The organism is Bradyrhizobium sp. B120 (assembly GCF_049075665.1).
Classification (GTDB): domain Bacteria; phylum Pseudomonadota; class Alphaproteobacteria; order Rhizobiales; family Xanthobacteraceae; genus Bradyrhizobium.
Map to the genome: position 1 here is coordinate 4,093,213 of NZ_CP185242.1, position 18,390 is coordinate 4,111,602.

The 18,390-nt window shown below is 65.6% G+C and carries 16 protein-coding genes; 8 read left to right on the plus strand and 8 right to left on the minus strand.

Translation table 11 applies throughout. The annotated features are described in order from the left end of the window. Window positions 1-105 precede the first annotated feature (105 nt). Window positions 106-696 (minus strand): BA14K family protein, encoded by a 591-nt coding sequence (locus tag ACOIX3_RS18620; RefSeq protein ID WP_420971286.1) that lies wholly within the window; start codon window positions 694-696, stop codon window positions 106-108. Between the two features lie 265 nt (window positions 697-961). Between ACOIX3_RS18620 and ACOIX3_RS18625 the strand changes: the two genes are divergently transcribed. Continuing rightward, on the plus strand, window positions 962-1,372 hold the full coding sequence (locus ACOIX3_RS18625; RefSeq protein ID WP_223967911.1) for an NADH:ubiquinone oxidoreductase subunit NDUFA12: 411 nt from the start codon (window positions 962-964) through the stop codon (window positions 1,370-1,372). Window positions 1,373-1,751: 379 nt separating this feature from the next. On the opposite strand, the gene ACOIX3_RS18630 is transcribed toward ACOIX3_RS18625, so the two are convergent. After that, the gene (locus ACOIX3_RS18630; protein ID WP_420971287.1) at window positions 1,752-2,621 is read right to left on the minus strand and encodes a LysR family transcriptional regulator; all 870 of its coding nucleotides are present in this window, start codon (window positions 2,619-2,621) and stop codon (window positions 1,752-1,754) included. A 201-nt stretch (window positions 2,622-2,822) separates the two neighbouring features. On the opposite strand from ACOIX3_RS18630, the gene ACOIX3_RS18635 reads away from it, so the two are divergent. Continuing rightward, a complete protein-coding gene (locus ACOIX3_RS18635) occupies window positions 2,823-3,584 on the plus strand; it encodes a molybdate ABC transporter substrate-binding protein (RefSeq protein ID WP_420971288.1) in 762 nt (253 codons plus the stop codon). A 42-nt stretch (window positions 3,585-3,626) separates the two neighbouring features. Here ACOIX3_RS18635 and ACOIX3_RS18640 read toward each other — a convergent pair whose 3' ends face one another. Beyond that, window positions 3,627-4,325 carry a DJ-1/PfpI family protein gene (locus tag ACOIX3_RS18640; protein WP_420971289.1) on the minus strand — a complete coding sequence of 233 codons (699 nt, stop codon included), beginning with the start codon at window positions 4,323-4,325 and terminating at the stop codon, window positions 3,627-3,629. Window positions 4,326-4,454: 129 nt separating this feature from the next. Between ACOIX3_RS18640 and ACOIX3_RS18645 the strand changes: the two genes are divergently transcribed. Together ACOIX3_RS18645 and ACOIX3_RS18650 are read left to right on the plus strand one after the other, a co-directional pair. Then, on the plus strand, window positions 4,455-5,393 hold the full coding sequence (locus ACOIX3_RS18645) for a GlxA family transcriptional regulator (protein ID WP_420971290.1): 939 nt from the start codon (window positions 4,455-4,457) through the stop codon (window positions 5,391-5,393). A 468-nt stretch (window positions 5,394-5,861) separates the two neighbouring features. Then, the gene (locus ACOIX3_RS18650) at window positions 5,862-6,080 is read left to right on the plus strand and encodes a hypothetical protein (protein ID WP_420971291.1); all 219 of its coding nucleotides are present in this window, start codon (window positions 5,862-5,864) and stop codon (window positions 6,078-6,080) included. Window positions 6,081-6,309: 229 nt separating this feature from the next. Here ACOIX3_RS18650 and ACOIX3_RS18655 read toward each other — a convergent pair whose 3' ends face one another. The 4 genes from ACOIX3_RS18655 to ACOIX3_RS18670 form a co-directional block, all read right to left on the minus strand. Next, the gene (locus ACOIX3_RS18655) at window positions 6,310-6,744 is read right to left on the minus strand and encodes a hypothetical protein (protein ID WP_420971292.1); all 435 of its coding nucleotides are present in this window, start codon (window positions 6,742-6,744) and stop codon (window positions 6,310-6,312) included. A 123-nt stretch (window positions 6,745-6,867) separates the two neighbouring features. After that, entirely contained in the window at window positions 6,868-8,091 is a 1,224-nt protein-coding gene (locus ACOIX3_RS18660; protein WP_420971293.1) for an SLC13 family permease, read from the minus strand. 163 nt (window positions 8,092-8,254) lie between these two features. After that, window positions 8,255-9,196 carry an alpha/beta hydrolase gene (locus ACOIX3_RS18665; protein ID WP_420971295.1) on the minus strand — a complete coding sequence of 314 codons (942 nt, stop codon included), beginning with the start codon at window positions 9,194-9,196 and terminating at the stop codon, window positions 8,255-8,257. A 36-nt stretch (window positions 9,197-9,232) separates the two neighbouring features. Then, entirely contained in the window at window positions 9,233-10,012 is a 780-nt protein-coding gene (locus ACOIX3_RS18670; RefSeq protein ID WP_420971297.1) for an SDR family NAD(P)-dependent oxidoreductase, read from the minus strand. A 258-nt stretch (window positions 10,013-10,270) separates the two neighbouring features. On the opposite strand from ACOIX3_RS18670, the gene ACOIX3_RS18675 reads away from it, so the two are divergent. Then, window positions 10,271-11,296 (plus strand): DUF2155 domain-containing protein, encoded by a 1,026-nt coding sequence (locus ACOIX3_RS18675; RefSeq protein ID WP_420971298.1) that lies wholly within the window; start codon window positions 10,271-10,273, stop codon window positions 11,294-11,296. A gap of 138 nt (window positions 11,297-11,434) precedes the next feature. Here ACOIX3_RS18675 and aat read toward each other — a convergent pair whose 3' ends face one another. Then, entirely contained in the window at window positions 11,435-12,115 is a 681-nt protein-coding gene (gene aat, locus ACOIX3_RS18680; protein ID WP_092113704.1) for a leucyl/phenylalanyl-tRNA--protein transferase, read from the minus strand. Window positions 12,116-12,339: 224 nt separating this feature from the next. On the opposite strand from aat, the gene ACOIX3_RS18685 reads away from it, so the two are divergent. The 3 genes from ACOIX3_RS18685 to ACOIX3_RS18695 all read left to right on the plus strand — a co-directional run bounded on the left by ACOIX3_RS18685 (window position 12,340) and on the right by ACOIX3_RS18695 (window position 18,387). Next, window positions 12,340-13,785, plus strand: a complete 1,446-nt coding sequence (locus ACOIX3_RS18685) for a DASS family sodium-coupled anion symporter (protein WP_420971299.1) — start codon at window positions 12,340-12,342, stop codon at window positions 13,783-13,785. Window positions 13,786-14,053: 268 nt separating this feature from the next. Continuing rightward, window positions 14,054-15,283, plus strand: a complete 1,230-nt coding sequence (locus tag ACOIX3_RS18690) for an MdtA/MuxA family multidrug efflux RND transporter periplasmic adaptor subunit (RefSeq protein WP_420971300.1) — start codon at window positions 14,054-14,056, stop codon at window positions 15,281-15,283. Continuing rightward, window positions 15,280-18,387 (plus strand): MdtB/MuxB family multidrug efflux RND transporter permease subunit, encoded by a 3,108-nt coding sequence (locus ACOIX3_RS18695; protein ID WP_420971301.1) that lies wholly within the window; start codon window positions 15,280-15,282, stop codon window positions 18,385-18,387. Before ACOIX3_RS18690 ends, ACOIX3_RS18695 begins: the two co-directional genes overlap by 4 nt. The last annotated feature ends 3 nt before the right edge of the window (window positions 18,388-18,390 follow it).

An 18,390-nucleotide genomic window follows, 5' to 3' on the forward strand; every position in this document is an offset into this window, starting at 1 on the left:
CCCTTTAGCTTCTGGGCATGATCTCCGCGCAAACGCGTGCCGCGTTTGTCGCGAGGGAAAACCGCTTTCACACTTTCCGGATCACGCCCTCAGGCATCGAGGCCGTTATGGGCAGGGGTGCCGCAGGCCGTCAAAGCCGAGATAGGTGCCCGAACCCGGGTCGTAGGACCTGTAGCGCTGCGCGCAATAGCTCGCGTCGCCGCCTGGCGCGGCTTCCACGGCGACAGGCGCGCTGTCGTCGTAATAGCCGTAGCTGTCGTCATAGTAGCTGGGGCCGTAGCCGTAATAGCCGGAGCCGTAATACGCACCCGAGGCGAGGGCCCCGCCGACCGCTGCACCAGCCACTGCGCCGGGCCAGAACCCGTTGCCGCCACGGTGATAGCCGCCGTGCCAGCCGCCACCGCCGCCGCCGCGCCAACCACCGCCGCCGCCACCGGCCCACTGGCCGCCGCCGCCACCGCCGTGCCAGCCGCCGCCACCGCCCATCGCAGCACCACGGCCGCCGCCAAAGCCACCACCGCCGCCGCCGACATGGCCACCACCGCCACCGCCACCGCCGCCGCCGCGCGCACCACCGCCACCGCCCATCGCGCCCATCTGTGCGGCAGACTGGGCGAACGAAACGGTCGGCGCCACAGCCAACGGCAGCGCAAGCGCCAGCGCCGCGGCGGTGCTCAGAACCTTCATATTGATCATCTTGGACTCCATCAAATCGGACAATGTCTAACCATCTCTGTGGTCGGACGTTCCCGCGTTCCACATTGATTGTCCGTCATCTTTGCTTGACCGGCGGCGCATGTATGGCGGGTGAACAAAACTCCTCGTGACCGCGTCATTTGGTCGCCAAAGGGCCCGCAACCCGGGGTCTATTCCGGGAGTGCCGGGCTACCTTGGGGGCGGCTGGACATTTGGAGATTCAGGTGGCATCAGAGCCGGACTGCCTCGAACCGACCGGCCACGCATGAAACAATTCCTGCTGAAATTCTTCACCTGGTGGAACGGCCAGACCTTTGGCACGCAATTTTGGACCTCGCGCTACGGCGAGCTGGTCGGCGAGGACGAACAGGGCAATCGCTATTACCGGACCAAGGGCGGCGAGATCGATCCGACGCTGCATTTCGAGCGCCGCTGGGTGATCTATAACGGCTATGCCGAGGCGTCCCGGATCCCGGCCGGCTGGCACGGCTGGCTGCATCACACGGTTGATGTGCCCCCGACCGAGGAAAAGTACGCGCCGCGGGAATGGGAAAAGCCGCATCTGCCGAACATGACCGGCACCGCGCAGGCCTACCGTCCGTCCGGCTCGACGCTGGCGAGCGGCCGCCGCCCCAAGGCGACCGGCGACTATCACGCCTGGACGCCGGGAAGCTGAACTTCACGCATTGTTGTTTCTGCCACGCGCGTGCGTAACGCCGCGTGCAGCGCACGCGTGCCTGTGGCAGCGCACGCGCGCCTGTGGACAACGGTAACAGCGGGGACAGGTGGGCCGCGGCCGATGTTGCCCGCTTGCGCTGTGCGCGTCTTCGCGGCTCAATGAAGCCATCTTACGGAGATGGGAGACCATCGCGTCGGATCGGGCTCCAGATCGCGACTGTCCCGATAAGCAGCGGCCTCCGAGTTGGATGCGGCCGGGAGATAGGCCCCCGGTGCAGATGTCCTGAAATCGCCCGCAAATGTGAGGCTACCGTGAGACAGGAAGGGCCGCTCGGGAAACCGGGCGGCCTTTTTCTTTCGCAGGCCGGCTGAAGGCGTCAGGGCGCCCCCTTGCTTTGGGCAAACGGCCTCGCAACGTCGCGAACGCAATCGGCAAACGCTTGCGCGACCGGGCTCAGCATTCGGCCCTTCAGGGCGAAAATCGCCGTCGGCAGATGCCATCGCGGCAATGCGACGGGCAACGCCTTGAGCAGAGCAGCTCCGGGGCCGAATCGTAGCGCCGAGCCCGGAACGAGCGTGAGGTAGCGCCCGGCGGCGAGCAGGCTGATGCGCAGGTGTAGCGAGTTACTGAAGATCGTTGCGGTGGGGATCGGCAGGTTCGCGGCACGGAATGCTTCGACGAAGGGTGAGCCCGGTTCCGCTTCCAGCGTCGACAGGATCCATGGTGCGTCGACGAGCTCAGACAGTGTCAGCTTGCGGCGGCGCGACCAGGAGCTTTGCGGGCCGGCGACGACGGCCAGCGGCTCGTAGAACAGCGGCTGCATGTCGAGGTCGGAGTCCGGCGTCTCCGTCAGCAGCCGCGAGATCACGATTTCGCATTGACGCTCCCGGAGCAGGTTGAACTGATGGAGCGCGGTGCCTTGCTCCAGCCTGACGCGCAGACGCGGCAGTCGTTTTGACAGCCGCTCGATGGCTGCCGGCACGAGGCCGGCGGCCCACACCTCGGTGCAGGCAATGCGCAGCTCGCCCGCCTGGGGATCGGCGAGAAACGCGATCTCCTCGACGCTTTGCCGAAGTTCGTCGAATACCGCGGTGCCGCGCTTGAGCAGCGCCTTGCCGAACAGCGTCGGCTCGACGCCGCGAGCCGTGCGGTCGAGCAGTGTCGCGCCGAGCATGTGTTCGAGATTGGCGATCGTGCGCGAGATCACTGGCCGCGAGATCGCCAGCCGCTCGGCAGCCTTCGCCATGCTGCTCTCCTCGACCACCGTCATGAAGACGTGGAGGTCGCGAGGCTTGAGAAAACGTCCAACCCTGTCGGCCCAGCGCATATGACGTACCTAAAAAGCTACCGGCCTGTCGAATAATCGATCTTGTGGATACTCCCGTTTTCACGCTGACTCCAGCTCCGGGCCTGAAGTCTTGGCCCGGATCCGCTCGATACGCAGGAGATGGTGATGGGGCACATTCGCGTCGCAGCCACGGCATTTGTATTGGCAATGGGCGCCACGGCCTGCGGTGCGGCCGAGGTCGCCGTTCTCAGCACGCCGACCATGAAGGGTGCCTTCAATGACCTTGCGCCGGCGTTCACGCGCGCAACCGGCCATACGCTTGTCCTGACCTTCGAAGGCGTGCCGGTGCTCAAGCGGCAGATCGAAGCGGGCGAGAAGTTCGATGCCGCCGTCTTGCTGCCAGCGGCGCTCGATGATCTGGCCCGGCTGGGCAAGATCGCCGCGGGTTCGCGATCGGACTTCGCTCGTACGGCTGCCGGTGTGGCGATCCGCGCGGGTGCGCCGAAGCCTCAGGTCGCCTCCGTCGATGACCTCAAGCGAGCGCTGCTGGCGGCGAGAACGATCGCTTATTCGAGCGACAGCGTAAGCGGAAGCTACTTTCTTCACTTGCTCGATCGCCTCGGAATTGAAGGCGAAGTGAAGCCGAGGCTCCTGGCTGTCACTGGGCGGAGCCCGGTAGATGCCGTCGCGCGCGGCGAAGCCGAGCTCACGGTGATTACCGTGCCGAACATCGTCGGTGTCGAGGGCGTTGCGCTCGCAGGGGTGCTACCAGACGAGCTGCAGAACTACACCACGTTCAGCGTCGGCATCAGCGCCGGCGCCGGCGAGCCGAAGGCCGCCGAGCAGTTGATCGCATTCCTGCACTCGCCGGCGGCGGTTGCTGCGATACGGAGCAGGGGATTGGAGCCCGTTGTCCCCTGAAGCTCTGCGCTCGCGGCCGACGGCAATCGTCGCGAGGAATGATCAGGACGCCCCGTGGCCGAGCCGTGCCGCGGCACGGCTCATCAATTCGCCGCGGCGCGCGTGTGCCGGTCCCATCCGCTCCTTCATGAAGGCGAGGATCTCGGCCGGCGCGGTATCGGGCGAGCCGGCATTGAACGGCGGGGCCGGGTTGTATTCGAGCCTGAGCTGGATCGCTTCCGCGGTCTTGCGGTCGACCAACTCGGACACCAGCGTCAGCGCGAAATCGATGCCGGCGGTGACGCCGCCGCCGGTGAAACGGTTGCGGTCGACGCAGACGCGCGTCTTGGTCGGGATGGCGCCGAAGCCCGCCAGGAAATCGATCGCACTCCAATGCGTGGTGGCGCGATAGCCCTGCAGCAGACCGGCGGCGCCGAGCACCAGGGAGCCCGTGCAGACCGACGTGACGTATTTCGCTCCCTCGGCCTGCTTGCGCAGGAAGGCGAGCATCTCCTCGTCGCCGACCATGTCGTCGGTGCCGAACCCGCCGGGCACGCAGATCACGTCGAGCTGCGGGCAGTCGGCAAAGGTCGTGGTCGGCGTCAGGACCATGACGGAGTCGGTCGGAACGGGTTCGATCCGTTTCCAGATCAGATGCACCTTGGCGCCGGGCACCGAGGAGAACACCTGCAGCGGGCCGGTCAGGTCGAGCTGGGTCACCTTCGGGAAGACGAGCAATCCAATCTGCAGGGGTTCGGACATCGGAGGTCTCCAAATAGCGCTTGACGGAACCACGATGCCATGATGGCCTCTTGTCCAAAATGGCGTAATTCCCTCATTTTCGGACGTCGACGCCATCTCCGGGGATTCAGCATTGCGAGGATTTGGCAGATGATCGGCATCCTGATCTTTCCCGACTTCCAGCTGCTCGATGCGGCCGGCCCGATCGCGGCGTTCGAGATCGCGGCGCGCTTCGCCAACAACCCGCCTGATATCAAGACGATCGCGGTGAAGGCCGGGCCGGTGCGCTCTTCGTCCGGCGTCGAGATGCTGGCGCGCGGCTTCAAGCCGTCGGCGGCGATCACGACGCTGATCATCGCGGGCGGCAACGGCGTGCGCACGCCGGCGGCCTGTCCGACCACGCTGTCATTCGTGCGGCGGATGGCGAGCCGCGGCATCCGCGTCGCCAGCGTCTGCTCGGGCGCCTATGTGTTGGCCGAGGCCGGCCTGCTCGACGGCCGCCGCGCCACCACGCATTGGCAGCGCACGCCGCATTTCGTGAAGACCTATCCGAAGGTCAAGCTCGAGCCGGACCAGATCTTCGTCCGCGACGGCAATATCTGGAGCTCGGCCGGCATCACCGCCGGCATCGATCTCGCGCTCGCCATGATCACCGAAGACTACGGCGACGAGGTCGCGCAGAAAACCGCGCGGCAGCTCGTGCTGTACCATCGGCGCAGCGGCGGGCAGTCGCAGTTTTCCTCGCTCTTGGAATTGAAGGCGCCGAACGGCCGGTTCGGGCCGCTGCTCGCCTGGGCGCGTGAGCATCTCGACGCGCCGCTGACGGTCGAGGACCTCGCCGACAAGGCCGGGATGAGCTCGCGGCATTTTACCCGCGCCTTCATCGCGGAGACCGGCACCACGCCGTCGAAGGCGGTCGAACGGTTGAGGATCGAAGTCGCGCGGCAGCGCGTGCAGTCGTCGGGCGAGGCGATCGAACGCGTCGCGGAGATCACCGGCTTTCGCGATCCGGAGCGGATGCGCCGTGCCTTCATCCGCGCCTTCGGCCAGCCGCCGCAATCGCTGCGCCGGGCATCGCGCGCGGGGTAGGTCGTGGACGTGCGGAAGCTCCCGGTATTGTGGCGCTAACGCCACAGGCGGATTATGCAATGAGAATGTACACCAGCGCAGCGGCAAGCAATGCCGCCCAAACCAGCGATGTGCGGAAATAGAGTAGGTCTCGGTCCATGCGGACGAGCCTAGGCAACTCGGCTGACACAAGCCTTACAGGCCTGAATTTGGCTTTCCGGCGCGATTGCAACAGGTGAAAATCGGGGCGCCTTATCGTATGCCAGTGAGCATTACAGCGGCGAATAGTGCAGCGCCGATGAAGCGAACTCAGCTGCCGATGAGGGACCGTCGCCAAACTCGCAGGCGCTGCCGGCAGCGGCAATTTGAGTTTGGGACAAGCTCGTTGTCCGATCTCACGCGATCCATGCTGCCGTTGCACTGATGAACCGGCGCGACGGTTCCCGTGACCCACATTAGGTGGGCGTTGGGGACCCGAGGAGGTTCTACATGACAAAGCATCGAACGATTACCGGGTTCGTGGCCGTCGTGCTGCTGGCTGTCACTGCAACCGCCGCGACGATCAGGTCGCATCTGCCCCGGACCGACGGCGTGGTCGTCTCCGACGCGGACGCGCTCCCGGCCAAGGATTTCAGCGACCGTTGGTCCCCGATTTCAGCTTTGCCTCCGGCTACGGACATGGCCGAGCGCGCATCTGACGTGCGTTGAATAGGTCCGGCCCATTCGCGGACACGCCGCGCGCAGAGATTGGCGCAGCACAAACGCCCCGCCGAAGGCGGGGCAAGATGTTGAACAACCTGATCTCAAACGACTTGGTCTTGAAAAGAACTAACGGTTCCGCCGCGCCGGACTAGCGCAGCCATTCACCTACACAGGATCAGCACACACGCTGAAAATCCAGGGATGGCCGAGCACGAAACCTGCCCGAGCCGAAATATCAGTTGCTCAATGTGTCGGTCGCGATCTTCTTCTTGAGTGCTTCGCAGGTATTCCTGACCTCCGTGGTCATCAACGAGACGGCTTCGATCTGCAGGAAGAAACGCTTGCCCTGATCGCGGTAACCCGCGGCGAACTCCTTGATTTCCGCGATCATGTCGTGGACACCCGCCACCATGACCTCGCAGTTCTTGGCGGCCAATTGCAGTTCCGATCCGAGGGCCTCGATCTCCTTCACCGCCGCTTCGTATTCGCGCACGACCGCCTCGGCCGATAGCTTGCCCACCTCGTTGACGCCGTTGCGGTGTTCGACGTAGTCCGGCATCGGTGAGAGCGGCCGAATGTTGCTGCGTGGTCGATGCGAATTCACCGTGTCGATTTCGCCCTCCGTCGTTTCCAACGGGGCGCGGGCGAGGACTTCTGCACTAACACTCATGCGAACGCTCCATAAGTTGTTACGGCGAATGGAGTTTAGCAATGTCAACGGATTTGTCTCGCTTTTCCACAAGTTTGAGACAGTCCAATTGTGCGCCGCAACACGGCGAGTTCCGCATTTGCATCAATGCGGCGCGTCGGGATGCCAGCCGAGCAGGGCCAGCATCACGAAGAAGCCGACGACGTAGGCCACCATGATCGGCCAGCCCTGGGTGATCCAGCGGACCACCGACTTGGCTTCCGGATACATGTTGGACACGGCAACACCCGCGGACGAACCGAACCAGACCATCGATCCGCCAAATCCGACCGCGTAGGCGAGAAAGCCCCAGTCGTAGCCGCCTTGCTTCAGTGCCAGTGCGGTCAGGGGAATGTTGTCGAAGACCGACGAGACGAAGCCGAGCCCGAGCGCGGTCTGCCATGATGCGGCCGGCAGCTTCTCCACCGGCATCATCGAGGCCGCCGTGACCAGCGCGAGCAGGAACACGGTGCCCTTGAGCGTCTCGGGCATCACCGACCAGTCCGGCCGCCGCAGCAGCGAGGTGACGAGGATCGCGGTCCAGACCGCGAGCCCGAGCACGGGCAGCGCGTCGAGCAGCGCCGGGAATTTCAGATTGGCGGTCACATTGGCCGAAAGCGCGGCGAGCAGGATCACTGCGACGATCGCAACCCGCGGCCAATCGATCGCGAGACCGGACGGCGCTTTCTTCACGATCGGGGAATAGCGGTGCTGCTGCAGCGAGGCCGGCACCGCAAAAACCAGCATCGCCACGATGGCCGCGACATAGGCGTCGACGACGGTGAGCGGGCTGACGCCGTCGATCCACATCATCGTGGTCGTGGTGTCGCCGACGACGCTGCCGGCGCCGCCGGCATTCGATGCCGCAACGATGGCCGCGAGGTAGCCGATGTGGACGCGGCCGCGGAACACGTGGCGGGCGACGGTGCCGCCGATCAGCGCCGCCGCGATATTGTCGAGGAAAGCTGACAGCACGAACACGATCACCAGCAGGATCAGTCCGCCCTTCCAGTCGTCGGGCAGCAGCGCCGGCATCTCGTCCGGGATTCGGCTCTCCTCGAAATGCCGCGACAGCAGCGCAAATCCCATCAACAGCAGGAACAGGTTCGCGAGCGTGACCCACTCATGCTCCATGTGGTGCACGAGACCTGGCAGGCCCGCGCCGAATTTCGCAAAGCCTGTGAATATCAGCTTGTAGGCGACGATCGCGGCAAGGCCGGTCAACGCCACGGCGAGCGTATGGTGATGGAGGATCGCGACGCCGAGCAGCGTCAGCGCGAACAGGATGAAATCGAGCGGGATACCGTAGACGAGGATGGGCGTGAGCAAGACGATCTCGATGGCTGGAGTGCCCGGTGGCGTAAAGCGCGTCCGGCCGCACTATCGCGCGGCGCGGGGAACTTCAAGGCGCGCTAACGCCGCAAGCTTCGCTTCCCATCCGCTCTGAGCCTCGAGGGGCGACGCTGCAAGCGCGTCGCCCCCGATCCGATCGCTAGCCCAGCGTCTTCAGCCAGGCGCTGATTTCGGTCACCGCGACATTGGCCTGGTTGAGCAGCTTGCCCATGGTGAAGAAGCCATGGAACTGGCCGGGGCAATGCCGGTAGGTCACAGGTACGCCGGCGTCCTTGAGGAATGTCGCGTACTCGTCGCCTTCGTCGCGCAGCGGATCGGCGCCGGCGGTCAGCACATAGGCCGGCGGCAATCCGGCAAAGCTTTTCGCGCGCGCGGGCGAGGCGCGCCAGTCGCTGTTGTCGGCATCGCCGAGATAATGGTCGCCGAACCAGCCGATCACCGAATGCGTCAACAGGATGCTGGTCTCGGGCTCGCGATGCGAGGGATGTTTTCGCGAGAAATCGGTTGCGGGATAGACGAGCAGCTGGGCCGCGAGCTTCGGTCCGCTGTCGCGGGCGGTGAGGGCAACGACCGCCGCGAGGTTGCCGCCGGCGCTGTCGCCGCCGACGATCAGGCGCGACGCATCGATGCCGAGATCCGCAGCGTTGGCGGCGACCCATCTGGTCGCGGTGACGGCGTCGTCCACCGCGGCCGGGAAGCGGTGCTCGGGCGCTAGCCGGTAGTCGACGGAGATCACGATCAGTTCGCCCTCATGGGCAAGCTTCTGGCAAACCACCTCATGGGTATCGAGATCGCCGATCACCCAGCCGCCGCCGTGGAAGAACACCAGGCACGGTGCGAGCCCGTCGGTCTTGCGCAGCGTCTTCGGCGTGTAGATGCGGGCCGGGATGGCGCCGTGCGGCGCCGGGATCGCAAGCGGCTTGCTCGATTCAAGCGCGGGCGGCTCGGGATTGGAGACGACGCGGGCGGCGCGATAATATTCGCGCGCTTCCGGTGCGGTCAGCGATTCATAGGCGGGGCGGCCGGCCTCCTGGAAGGCCTTGTAGACGGCGGCGGCATCGGGATCGAGAACGACGGGCATAGGCAACGAACCTTCTTGTGATGCTGAACTGAACTGTCAGGCGGCGGTGCGGCCGCCGTCGACGGTGTAGGCGGAGCCGGAGACGTAGCTCGCCTCGTCGGAAGCGAGGAAAGCGACGATCGAGGCGACCTCGCTCGCGAGGCCGAGCCGGCGCGCCGGGATGCGGTCGACGATCTTCTCGACCGGCGGCGGCGCGTTGCCACCGGAACGTCCCTGCAGGATGGTGCTCAGCATCCGGCTCTCGATCATGCCGGGACAGACGCAATTGACGCGCACGCCGGTGCCGCTGCATTCCCAGGCCGCGCTCTTGGTCAGTCCGATCACCGCATGCTTGCTGGCGCTGTAGACCGCGATCATCGGCGATCCCATCAGGCCCGCGATCGAGGCGGTGTTGATGATGCTGCCCTTGTTCTGCTTCAGCATGACCGGCAGCACATGCTTCATGCCGAGGAAGACGCCGACGACATTGACGTCGAGCACCCGGCGAAAGCTCTCCAGCGAATATTCCGGGATCGGCCTGATGTCGCCCTCGATGCCGGCGTTGTTGTAGAAGGCGTCGATGGTGCCGAAGCGGTCGACGGCGGCGCGGACATAGTCCCTGACCTCGTCCTCATCGGTGACGTCGGCGGCGATCGCGAGAGCCTCGGCCGAGGCGGGCAGATCCTTGATGGCGGCTTTGAGGTCGGCCTCCTTGCGGTCGACTGCGACAATCCGCGCCCCGCGTTCGGCAAGCAGTTGCAGCGTGGCGGTTCCGATGACGCCGGCAGCCCCGGTGACGACGGCAACCCGGCCGTCGAGCCTGATGCGATCTGGCATGTTTGGGTTTCCTCTGGCTGGTCCGGTTCGATCCGGATTTTCTCAGGTTTTCGCGCGGTGCCGCGCGCCTTCAGCGTGAGGACTATCACACGTGTTCCCGGAGGTGACCAGAGGCTGAACCGGGCTTGGCCGGCGAGCCGGGGACGGGCGTCCGCGCGCCCTTTCCCCGCCGTATTCGGCGTGTTAACCGGTGGCCTGCGAGCGGCCGATATCAAGGTAAACTGTCGCGAGCCCGATTCGCCCTTTAAAGCCCGCGAGATGCTTCGAACCATTGCCCTGACTGGCTTTGCGGCCTTGGTTGCCGCCTCAACCATCTCGCTTGCGCCGCCCGCGCGCGCGCAGATCGGAACGATTTTCTCCGATCCCGCGCCGCGTCCGCCCGGCTCGATTCCGCGTGGCCAGGTGGCGCCGCCCAGCGATGACGACGAGGAAGTGCCGGAATTGCCGCGCGGCCGCCTGTTGCCGACCCAGCCGCGGGCATTGCCGCCCGGCCAGGCGGTGCCGCCGCCCGGCAGCGTGCAGTCGCAGCCTTTGGCGCCGCCGCCAGGCAGCACCGTCGCTCCGCCCGGCGTTGCCGTGCAGCCGCCGCAGCCCGGCGGGCCCGCCGTTGCCAACACGCCGCCCGGCGCCAATCCGCTGCCGGGCCTGCCGCCGGGGCAGCGTCAGCCCAAGGGGACGCCCCAGGGTGCTCCGCAGGGCACTCCACAAGGCACCCCGCCGCAGACGCCTGCCGCGTTGCAGCCGGGCGATGAGGTCGTGCAGGAGCCGCCGTCGACCAAGATCACCAACAAGAAGGCGAGCTTCTCCGGCCTGGACAAGATCACCGGACGCATCATCAATTTCGACGAGGACATCGGCGAGACCGTACAGTTCGGCGCGCTGCGGGTGAAGACCGATGCCTGCTACACGCGGCCGTCGACGGAAGCCGCCAACACCGACGCCTTTGTCGAGGTCGACGAGATCACGCTGCAGCGCGAGGTGAAGCGGATCTTCTCCGGCTGGATGTTCGCGGCGAGCCCGGGCCTGCATGGCGTCGAGCATCCGATCTACGACATCTGGCTGACCGACTGCAAAGGGCCGGACCAGACCATCGTGACCGCCGCGCCCGATCCGCCGAAGGCGCCGACGCCGCCTCCGCCGCCGGCCCAGAAGCGCGCGCCGCCGAAGCAGGCCGCGCCGCGCCCGCCGCCGCAACCGCTGCCGCAATACCAGCAGCAGCCGCCACCTCCGCCGCCCCAGCAGCAGCGGCCGGGCGGATTGTTCGGCGGATTGTTCGGAAACTAGGCGCGGTCTCGTACCCCGGACGCAGCGCAGCGCCAAGCGATGCGCTGCTGAGCCGCGGCCTACCTTCCGACGAGTTGAGATGGGTCCCGGCTCTGCGGAGCAGCGTTGCACGCTGCACCGCGTCCGGGACATGAGGCCTTAATTGCGCGCGGCGATGATCGCCAGCGCGTCGGCACCCTTGACCGGCTGCGTGGCATCGAGCTTGCGGAATTCCGCGGGCGCGCCAGCGATCGCCTTGTCGAGCAGCGCGCGATAACGGCGGCGCGAAATCTCCACCGCGCCGAACGTCTTCAGATGCTCGGTCACATATTGCGTGTCGAGCAGTTCGAACCCGCCCGCGATCAGCCGCGCCACCAGATGCACCAATGCTACCTTCGATGCATCGCGCGTGGTGTGAAACATGCTCTCGCCGAAGAAGGCGCGGCCGAGGCTGACGCCGTAGAGGCCGCCGACCAGGTTGTCGTCCTGCCAGACCTCGACGCTGTGGCAATGGCCTGACGCGTGCAGCCCGACATAGAGGTCGCGGATCCGCTTGTTGATCCAGGTGTCGTCGCGGCCGGGCTGCGGCGCCGCGCAACCGGCGATCACGGCCTTGAACGCGGTATCGACGGTGACGGTGAACACGTCCGAGCGCACGGTGCGCGCCAGGCGGGAGGCGACACGGAAGCCGTCGAACGGAATCACGCCGCGCAATTCCGGCTCGACCCAGAACAGGGTCGGATCGTCGGCGCTCTCCGCCATCGGGAAGATGCCGCAGGCATAGGCGCGCAGCAGCACCTCGGGCGTGATCTCGGAGGAGGCGGAGTCGCGTGAGGTCATGTCGGCGAAGATAGCAAAGCGCGGGCCGTCTTGCGATGGGGCCTGCCACGGGGTCGCGACGTGTTGACGAAACGCGCCGGTTCCTCCACAAGCCGCGCCATTCCGCCGCAGTTTCCCGAGACGGACTGCGCGGCCATGCTACATTGTCATAAAAAGATGGCGCCGCCGCCCGGGACATGGCGGCTCGCGCGCCTGACAATCAACACGGGTGAGGGGGACGCTGCATGAAATCGTCATGGCGGACGTTTGCGCCGCTGCTGGTCTGGCTGGTGATCTATCTGGTCCCGGTGCCGTCAGGGCTGAACGCCAATCAGTGGCACTATTTTGCGGTGTTCGCCGCGGTGATCACTGGGCTGATCCTCGAATCGATGCCGGTCGGTGCGGTCGGCCTGATCGGCCTCACGGTCGCCGGGGTCGGCGGCTATGTCGAACCCGACCCGAACAAGTCGCTGCGCTGGATGCTCGCCGGCTTTTCCGAGAGCACGGTATGGCTGATCGTCGGCGCCTTCGTGTTTTCGATCGGCTATCGCAAGAGCGGGCTCGGCCGCCGGCTGGCGCTGCTCCTGGTGCGCGGGCTCGGCCGCCGCACCATCGGGCTCGGCTATGCGGTGGCGTTCTCCGATCTGGTGCTGGCGCCGGCGACGCCCTCCAACACCGCGCGCTCGGGCGGCACCATCTATCCGATCGTCAGCAACATCCCGCGCATCTACGGCTCCGAGCCCGGTCCGACCGCGGGCAAGATCGGCACCTTCGTGATGTGGACGGCGTTTGCGACCACGGCAGTCACCAGCTCGCTGTTTCTGACCGCGCTGGCGCCGAACGCCGCCGCGCTCTCGATCGCCAAGAAGCTCGTCAATATCGAGGTCGGCTGGTCGCAATGGTTCATCGGCTTCGCGCCGCTCGGCATCCTTCTGCTGCTGCTGGTGCCGCTGCTGAGCTACGCCGTCTGCCGGCCGGAGATCAAGGAAAGCCCGGAGATCGTGACCTGGAGCGAGGGCGAACTCGCCAAGATGGGGCCGCCGTCGCGGCACGAATGGATCATGGCGGTGCTCGTGGTGCTCGCGATGTTCCTGTGGATCTGCGGCTCCAATCCCAATATCAGCGTGCCGCTGCTCGGCTCGAACTTCATCAACGCGACCACGGTGGTGTTCGTCGTGATCTCGCTCATGCTGCTCACAGGCGTGATCGCATTCGAGGACATCGTCGCGGAGAAGAGCGCGTGGGAGGTATTTTTCTATTTCACCTCGCTGCTCACGCTGTCGTCGGGTCTCAACGAGATCGGCTTCATCAAATGGGTGGCCGAGGGTTATGCGAAACCGCTCTCCGGCACGTCGCCGCTGGTCGGAATGATCTTGCTCGTCACATTCTTCTTCTGGATCCACTATTTCTTCTCGAGCATCACCTCGCATACCGCCGCCGTGCTGCCGGTGGTGCTCGCCGTCGGCTCCAGCATTCCCGGCCTGTCGGTGCAGACCCTGATGCTGCTGTGCGTCTATTCGCTCGGGCTGATGGGGGTGATCTCGCCTTACGCCACCGGGCCGGCGCCGATGTATTACGGCAGCGGCTATATCGGCAAAAGCGACTTCTGGAAGTTCGGGCTGATCTTCGGCGTAATCTACTTTGCCGGATTGTTGCTGATCGTGTTGCCCTGGCTACAGATGATCGGGTAAAATAGCCACAATCCAGCGAGAAACAGCGGCCGATCGGGAAGGAGGACTTTCCTTTCCGATTCTTAACGCGCTTTGTCTGACGGAAGCGTCCAAAATGCTTCCTCGAATGTGGCGCGCGCGGATTTCAGGGGACACATAGAGCCGCACCGGCTCATTCGTGTTTCTTCGTGGGCAAGTTATGGACCAGCATATCAAAGACCCGTCTATCGTGGCGCCCGAGCAAACCAGGCGGCCATCGCGCTGGCGAGGGTTTCTGACGGGGTGTGTCGTGCTGGCGGTGCTTGCCGGCATCGTCTGGTGGACGCGGCAGCAGGCCGCGCCGCCGCAGGCCGGCGGCGGGCGCAACGCCGGGCCGATGTCGATCGTGCCGGAGGCCGTCGGCAAGGGCGATATCGGCGTCAGCCTCAATGCGCTCGGCACCGTGACGTCGCTCGCGACCGTGACGATCCGTAGCCAGATCAGCGGCTATCTGATGAAGATCGATTTCAAGGAGGGCGACGAGGTCAAGAAGGGTGACCTGATCGCCGAGATCGATTCGCGTCCCTATGAGGCGACGCTGGCGCAGGCCAAGGGCACTCTGGCGCGCGACGAGGCGCAGCTGAAGGGCGCCCAGGTCGATCTCACGCGCTACCAGAACCTCGCCACGCAGAACGCCGTGCCGCATCAGACGCTCGATACCCAGGTCGCGCTGGTCGCGCAGTATCAGGGCACGGTCGAGGCCGACCGCGCGTCGGTGAAATCGGCCGAAGTGAATCTGCAATATTGTCGCATCGTCTCGCCGATCAACGGGCGGGTCGGACTGCGCCAGGTCGACCTCGGCAACTATGTGACGGCGGGCGACAGCAACGGCCTTGTCGTGATCACGCAGCTCGAGCCGATCAGCGTGCTGTTCACGCTGCCGGAAGACAATCTGCAGGCGGTCGCGAAGCGGTTGAAGGAGGGCGCGGTGCTGCCGACGGCGGCCTATGACCGCAGCGGCGCCAACAAGCTCGCCGAGGGATCGCTGCAGACCTTCGACAGCCAGATCGATGCGACCACCGGCACGATCAAGCTGCGCGCCCAGTTCGAGAACGACAAGCGCACGCTGTATCCGAACCAGTTCGTCAACATCCGCCTGCTGCTCGACACCCACAAGGATGCCACGACGATGTCGACCGCCGGCATCCAGCGCGGTGTCCCCGGCACCTTCGTCTATCTCGTCAACGCCGACAGCACCGTCTCGGTACGGCCGGTCAAGATCGGCGTCACCGACGGCGACCGTGTCGAGGTACTCTCGGGGCTTGTGCCCGGCGATCGCGTCGTGATCGACGGCGCCGACAAGCTGCGCGAGGGCGCCAAGGTGGTGGTGCGCTCCGCCGCCGATGCCGCGAGCCCGGCCGGCGCGGCCAAGGGGACGGCAAGCGGTGCGGCGAATGGGGCCGCGAAGGGAGGTGGCGCTGCTCCCGACAAGGCGGGAGGCGGCGACCGTAAGGGTTCCGCGGACGGGCAGACGAAATGAACCCGTCGCGGCCATTCATCCTGCGGCCGGTGGCGACGACCCTGATGATGATCGCCATCATGCTGTCGGGCATGCTGGCGTTCAGATTCCTGCCGGTTGCGGCGCTGCCGGAAGTCGACTATCCGACCATCCAAGTGCAGACCTTCTATCCGGGCGCCAGCCCCGACGTGATGACGTCGTCGGTGACGGCGCCGCTCGAGGTGCAGTTCGGCCAGATGCCGAACCTGAACCAGATGAGCTCGGTGAGTTCGGCCGGTTCGTCCGTGATCACGTTGCAGTTCGGCCTGTCGATCTCGCTCGACGTCGCCGAGCAGGAGGTGCAGGCCGCGATCAACGCCGCGGGCAATCTGTTGCCGTCGGACCTGCCGGCGCCGCCGATCTACGCCAAGGTCAATCCGGCTGACGCGCCGATCCTCACCCTCGGCCTGACCTCGAAGACCATGCCGCTGACGCAGGTGCAGGACTTCGTCGACACCCGGCTGGCGCAGAAGATCTCGCAGCTGCCCGGTGTCGGCCTCGTCAGCATCAGCGGCGGCCAGCGGCCCGCGGTGCGCATCCAGGCCGACATCCGCAAGCTCGCGGCCTATGGGCTGAACATCGACGATCTCCGCACCACGCTCGGCAACGCCAACGTCAACACGCCGAAGGGCAATTTCGACGGCGCGATGCGCGCCTACACCATCAACGCGAACGACCAGATCCGCAATGCCAGCGATTACCGCTCGCTGATCATCGCCTACAAGAACGGTTCGCCGGTTCGCCTCAGCGACGTCGGCAACGTCGTCGACGGCGCGCAGAACGACAAGCTCGGCGCCTGGATGAACGAGACGCAGGCGATCATCCTCAACATCCAGCGCCAGCCCGGCGCCAACGTGATCTCGGTGGTCCAGGGCATCAAGGACCTGTTGCCGCAGCTGCAGGCGACGCTGCCGGCTGCGATCGACCTCAACATCCTGACCGACCGGACCGTGACGATCCGGGCCTCGGTCCGCGACGTCGAATACGAGCTGGCGCTCGCGGTGATCCTGGTCGTGCTGGTGATCTTCGTGTTCCTGCGCTCGACCCGCGCCACGCTGATCCCCAGCCTTTCGGTGCCGCTGTCGCTGGTCGGCACGCTGGGGGCGATGTATCTGTTCGGCTTCAGCCTGAACAATCTGTCGCTGATGGCGCTGACGATCGCGACCGGCTTCGTGGTCGACGACGCCATCGTCGTGATCGAGAACATCTCGCGCTACATCGAGGAGGGCGAATCGCCGCTCGAGGCGGCGCTGCGCGGCTCCGAGCAGATCGGCTTCACCATCATCTCGCTGACGGTGTCGCTAATCGCGGTGCTGATCCCGCTGCTGTTCATGGGCGACGTGGTCGGCCGCCTGTTCCGCGAATTCGCCATCACGCTGTCGGTCACGATCCTGATCTCCGCCGTGGTGTCGCTGACATTGGTGCCGATGGCCTGCGCGAAACTCCTGAAGCCGGAGAGCATGACGCGCGAGAACACCTTCCAGCGGCTCAGCCGCGAAGGGTTCGACCATGTCATCGCGATCTACGCCCGGATGCTCAACTGGGTGCTGGATCGCCAGACGTTCGTTCTGCTGATCGCGCTCGCCACGTTTGGTCTCACGGCGCTGCTCTACGTCGTCATCCCCAAGGGCTTCTTTCCGGTGCAGGACACCGGCGTGATCCAGGCGATCTCGGAGGCGCCGCAATCGGTGTCCTATGCGGCGATGGCCGAGCGGCAGCAGCGGCTCGCCAGCGCGATCCTCAGGGATCCCGACGTCGAGAGCCTGTCGTCGTTCATCGGCGTCGACGGCACCAACACCACGCTCAACAGCGGCCGCATCCTGATCAATTTGAAGCCGCACGAGCAGCGCAAGGCCGGCGTTTCGACGGTGATGGACCGGATCAAGGCGAGCACCGCTGATCTGACCGGCATCACGCTCTACATGCAGCCGGTCCAGGACCTCACCATCGAAGGCACGGTGAGCCGGACGCAGTATCAGTTCATCCTGCAGGACGCCGATCCGAACGAGCTTGCGGAATGGACGCCGAAGCTGGTCGACAAGCTCAGGGAATTGCCGGAGCTCAGCGACGTTACCAGCGACATCTCCGCGCAGGGGCTTTCGGTATTCGTCGACATCGACCGCGACCTGGCCGCGCGCTTCGGCATCACGCCGGCAACGATCGACAACGCGCTGTACGATTCCTACGGCCAGCGCATCGTCTCCACCGTGTTCACCAATTCGAACCAGTACCGCGTCATCCTCGAGGCCGATCCGTCGCTGCAGAACTCGCTGGATTCGCTGTCGTCGATCTATCTGCCGTCATCGGTGGGCTCGACGCCGGTGCCGCTATCGGTGATGGCCAGGATGCGGGTGGAGACCGCGCCGCTGCAGGTCTCGCATCTCGGCCAGTTTCCGTCGGCAACCGTCTCGTTCAACCTGGCCCCGGGCGCCTCACTCGGCGGCGCGGTCACCGCGATCAAGCAGGCGCAGGCCGAAATCAACCAGCCGCTCGGCATGATCACGAGCTTCCAGGGCGCGGCACTGGCGTTCCAGTCCTCGCTCTCCAACCAGCTGTTCCTGATCCTCGCTGCGATCATCACGGTCTATATCGTGCTGGGCGTGCTCTATGAGAGCTTCATCCATCCGCTGACGATCCTGTCGACGCTGCCTTCCGCCGGCATCGGCGCATTGCTGGCGCTGATGATGGCCGGCCAGGACCTCACCATCATCGCGATCATCGGCATCATCCTGTTGATCGGCATCGTGAAGAAGAATGCGATCATGATGATCGACTTCGCGCTCGATGCCGAGCGCAACGAGGGCAAGCCGCCGCGGGAGGCGATCTACCAGGCCTGCCTACTGCGGTTCCGGCCGATCATCATGACGACGATGGCTGCCGTGCTCGGCGCGCTGCCGCTGATGCTCGGCAGCGGCGCCGGCTCCGAGCTGCGGCATCCGCTCGGCATCTCGATCGTCGGCGGCCTGCTGGTGAGCCAGATGCTGACCCTGTTCACGACGCCGGTGATCTATCTCTGGTTCGATCGCCTGGCGCTGCGGTTTGCCGGGCGGGCGGACGAGGTCGGCGAGGCGAGCGGGTCGCGTTGAGCC